A 3,487-nucleotide genomic window follows, 5' to 3' on the forward strand; every position below is an offset into this window, starting at 1 on the left:
CTCCCCGCAAGCGGGGAGGAATTTACGCTGCCTCGGCGCGCGCACCCGCCTGCGGGCGCAGGCCCAGCAGGTGGCAGATCGCGTAGCTGAGTTCCGCGCGGTTGAGCGTGTAGAAATGGAACGCACGCTCGCCGCCGGCATACAGCTTGCGGCACAGCTCGGCTGCCACGGTCGCCGCGACCAGCTGGCGTGCGGCAGGGTGGTCGTCCAGGCCTTCGAACAGCCGCGCCATCCACGGCGGCACGTCGGTGCCGCACATCGCGGACATTTTCTGCACGGCGGCAAAGCTCATCACCGGCATGATGCCCGGTACGATCTCCGCCGAAATCCCCGCCGCCGCCGCTGCGTCGCGGAAGCGGAAGAAGGTTTCGGGTTCGAAGAAGAACTGCGTGATCGCGCGCGTCGCACCCGCGTCCAGCTTGCGCTTCAGATTGTCGAGATCGGCGGTCGCATCCGCTGAATCCGGGTGGCATTCGGGATAGGCCGCGACCGAAATCTCGAACGGGTGGAGCCGGCGCAGCCCCTCGACCAACGCGGCGGCGTTGGCATAGCCGCCCTCCGGCGACTGGAACGCGGTGCCCGCGGTCGGCGAATCGCCGCGCAGCGCCACGATATGGCGCACGCCCGCGTCCCAATATTCGTTGGCGACCGCGTCGATCTCCTCGCGCGTCGCCTCGACGCACGTCAGGTGCGCGGCGGCGGGGATGTTCGTCTCGCGCGCGATCCTGGCGACCGTCGCATGGGTCCGCTCGCGCGTCGTGCCGCCCGCGCCGTAGGTGACCGAGACGAAGCGGGGGCCAAGTGGGCTGAGCGTCTCGATCGACTCCCACAGGGTCGCTTCCATCTTCTCGGTTTTCGGCGGGAAGAATTCGAAACTGACCGCGGCGTCGCCCGCCACATCGGCGAACAGCGGGGCGTCCAGCGCGCGGCGCGCTTCTTCCATCACTCCCAGACTTGCCTTCACGCGGCCTTCACTCCCTTGGTCGCGGGCGCGGACTTGCGCGCCAGCCATAGTTTCACGGTCAGTTCGCCGCCGACCAGCGTCTCGGTCCGCACCGGCACGAGGCCCGCTGCCGCAAACCACCCGAGCATCTGCTCGTCGGAAAAGCCCAGGCGGACATGCGCGTCGCGGGTGCGCAGATCCTCGCGGTCATGCGCGTCGAAATCGGCGATCAGCAGCCGCCCGCCGGCATCCAGCACGCGCGCGGCTTCGGCGATGGCTTCACCCGGCGCCTCGGCGAAGTGCAGGACATGGTGCAGGATGGCGAGGTCGCTGTCGCGGTCGTCGAGCGGCAGCGCATAGAGATCGGCCTGGCGCAGCTCGGCGTTGCCCTGTTCGGCGAGCTTGCCGCGCGCGAGGCGCAGCATTTCCGACGACCGGTCGATGCCCAGCGCCCGACTGGCGCGCGGCGCGAACAGCTCCAGCATCCGCCCGGTCCCGGTACCGATGTCGACGATCCGGCCGAGCGGGGCGGGGCCGAGCACGGCATCGATCGCCGCCTCCACCTGCTCCTCGGCGATGTGGAGCGAGCGAATCGCGTCCCACTCGCCGGCATGATCTTCGAACCACGTCGCCGCCGATGCCGCGCGATCGGCGCGGACCGCGGCCAGACGCGCGCTGTCGGCGATGGCCCAGTGATCGGTCTCGCCCGCGTTCCAGGCATCCAGCGCATCCAGCACCGGCGCGATCCGCGCGCGGTCGCCCAGCGCCACGAAGACCCAGCTGCCTTCCTTGCGACGCTGCGTCAGCCCGGCATCGCCCAGGATCTTCACATGACGGCTTACCCGCGGCTGGCTCTGTCCCAGCACCTGCGCCAGTTCGCCGACCGACAGCTCCATCGTGCGCACCAGCGAAAGGATGCGCAGGCGCGTCGCATCGGCAAGCGCGCGGAAGATGTCGAGGGCAGTGGTCATCGCGCCTGCTGATATAAAGAAATCTTTATATGCGGTCAATTGCCCGAGATGACGCAACTCTTTTCGTTACGTCCGCGTTGCGTATCGTCAGTTCACCGAGAAAGGGACAATTTTATGAAGAAGATCGTGCTTCCGATGCTGCTCGCCGCCGGCCTGGGCCTGGGTGCGTGCAGCGACAAGACGCAGCAGTCGATGGCGAACGACGTCGACAATGCGACGGCGGACGCCAACGCGACGATGCAGGAAGCCGGCGACGACGTCGAAGCGGCGACCGACAACGCGATGCAGTCGGCCGAGAACGGTGCCGATCGTGCGGGCGCGGCGCTCGACCGTACCGGCGACCGGATCGAGAACGGTACGGACCGCGCCGTCGACGCGACCGGCCGTGCGCTCGACCGCGCCGCCGACGCGACTGGCAACGCGCTGACCACCGCGGGCAACGCCATCCGCGACTGATGATGCGACCCCTGCGCCTTGCTCTCGCCCTGCCGATCGCGCTCGCGGTCGGCGGGTGCGGGTCCGATCAATCCGCCGATCCGGGCGGGATGACGGCCAGTGAGGCGCAGGAGTTGAACGACGCGGCGGCGATGCTCGATGCCAATGCCGTCGACCTGAATGCCGTGACCGAGCCGGGAAACCGATCATGACGCCGCGCAAGCTGGGCTCGACCGACCTTGAAATCGCGCCGTTGGTGTTGGGTGGCAACGTGTTCGGCTGGACCGCGGACGAGGCGACCAGCTTCGCCGTGCTCGATGCCTTCGTCGCGGCCGGCGGCACGATGATCGACACCGCAGACGTCTATTCGGCTTGGGTGCCGAGGCATCAAGGCGGCGAGTCCGAAAGCGTGATCGGCCGCTGGCTCAGGCAATCGGGCAAGCGCGACCAGGTATTGATCGCGACCAAGGTCGGGATGCTGCCGGGCGAGGGCGGCGAGAAGCTGGCGCCGACGCGTATCGCGGCGGCGGTCGATGCATCGCTCCAGCGGCTCGGCACCGATCGTATCGATCTCTATTACGCGCACCAGGATGACGACGCCGTGCCGCAGGCCGATGTGCTCGAAGCCTTCGGCAAGCTGGTCGATGCGGGCAAGATCCGCGTCGTCGGCGCGTCGAATTTTCACGCCGCGCGCCTGAAATCGGCCAACGACATCGCGCGCGAGCACGGCCTGCCGCATTATCATGTGCTCCAACCCGAATATAATTTGGTCAGCCGCACCAAATTCGAAGGCGAGCTGGAGAATTACTGCATCGCGCATAACATCGCGGTGCTGCCCTATTACGGCCTCGCCTCTGGCTTCCTGACCGGTAAATATCGCTCGGCCGACGACCTTGGCAAAAGCGTCCGCGGTGGTCGGATGGGCGACTTGCTGAACGGCAAGGGTGCCGACGTGCTGGCCGCGATGGATGCGGTCGCCGACGAGACGGACGCGAGCCTGGCGCAGATCGCGCTCGCCTGGCTGATGGCGCAGGAAGGCGTCACCGCCCCGATCGCGAGCGCGACCAGTGTCGAGCAGGTGCGCGAACTGGTCAGGGCATGGGATCTGGAGCTTTCGAAGGATCAGGTCGATCGTCTG

5 protein-coding genes are annotated in these 3,487 nt (G+C 67.7%); 3 read left to right on the plus strand and 2 right to left on the minus strand.

Annotated features, from left to right (window positions below; translation table 11 throughout):
- Positions 1 to 22: 22 nt before the first annotated feature.
- Both metF and ASE86_RS03880 read right to left on the minus strand, forming a co-directional pair.
- Complete coding sequence (gene metF, locus ASE86_RS03875; protein ID WP_056422587.1) at positions 23 to 943, minus strand: methylenetetrahydrofolate reductase [NAD(P)H]; 921 nt, start codon at positions 941 to 943, stop codon at positions 23 to 25.
- 17 nt (positions 944 to 960) lie between these two features.
- Positions 961 to 1,914, minus strand: coding sequence for an ArsR/SmtB family transcription factor (locus tag ASE86_RS03880; RefSeq protein ID WP_056422590.1), 954 nt, complete (start codon positions 1,912 to 1,914; stop codon positions 961 to 963).
- Positions 1,915 to 2,028: 114 nt separating this feature from the next.
- Between ASE86_RS03880 and ASE86_RS03885 the strand changes: the two genes are divergently transcribed.
- The 3 genes from ASE86_RS03885 to ASE86_RS03895 all read left to right on the plus strand — a co-directional run.
- Complete coding sequence (locus ASE86_RS03885; protein ID WP_056422593.1) at positions 2,029 to 2,370, plus strand: hypothetical protein; 342 nt, start codon at positions 2,029 to 2,031, stop codon at positions 2,368 to 2,370.
- On the plus strand, positions 2,370 to 2,561 hold the full coding sequence (locus ASE86_RS16190; protein WP_056422596.1) for a hypothetical protein: 192 nt from the start codon (positions 2,370 to 2,372) through the stop codon (positions 2,559 to 2,561). Before ASE86_RS03885 ends, ASE86_RS16190 begins: the two co-directional genes overlap by 1 nt.
- A partial coding sequence (locus tag ASE86_RS03895; protein ID WP_056426561.1) for an aldo/keto reductase occupies positions 2,558 to 3,487 on the plus strand: 930 nt, incomplete at its 3' end. The genes ASE86_RS16190 and ASE86_RS03895, both read left to right, overlap by 4 nt.

The organism is Sphingomonas sp. Leaf33 (genome assembly GCF_001421785.1).
GTDB lineage: Bacteria > Pseudomonadota > Alphaproteobacteria > Sphingomonadales > Sphingomonadaceae > Sphingomonas.

Coding starts and splice junctions, on each gene's coding strand:
- ASE86_RS03880 (WP_056422590.1), bottom strand. CDS start 1,914: ATGACCACTGCCCTCGACATCTTCCGCGCGCTTGCCGATGCGACGCGC.
- metF (WP_056422587.1), bottom strand. CDS start 943: ATGGAAGAAGCGCGCCGCGCGCTGGACGCCCCGCTGTTCGCCGATGTG.
- ASE86_RS03885 (WP_056422593.1), top strand. CDS start 2,029: ATGAAGAAGATCGTGCTTCCGATGCTGCTCGCCGCCGGCCTGGGCCTG.
- ASE86_RS16190 (WP_056422596.1), top strand. CDS start 2,370: ATGATGCGACCCCTGCGCCTTGCTCTCGCCCTGCCGATCGCGCTCGCG.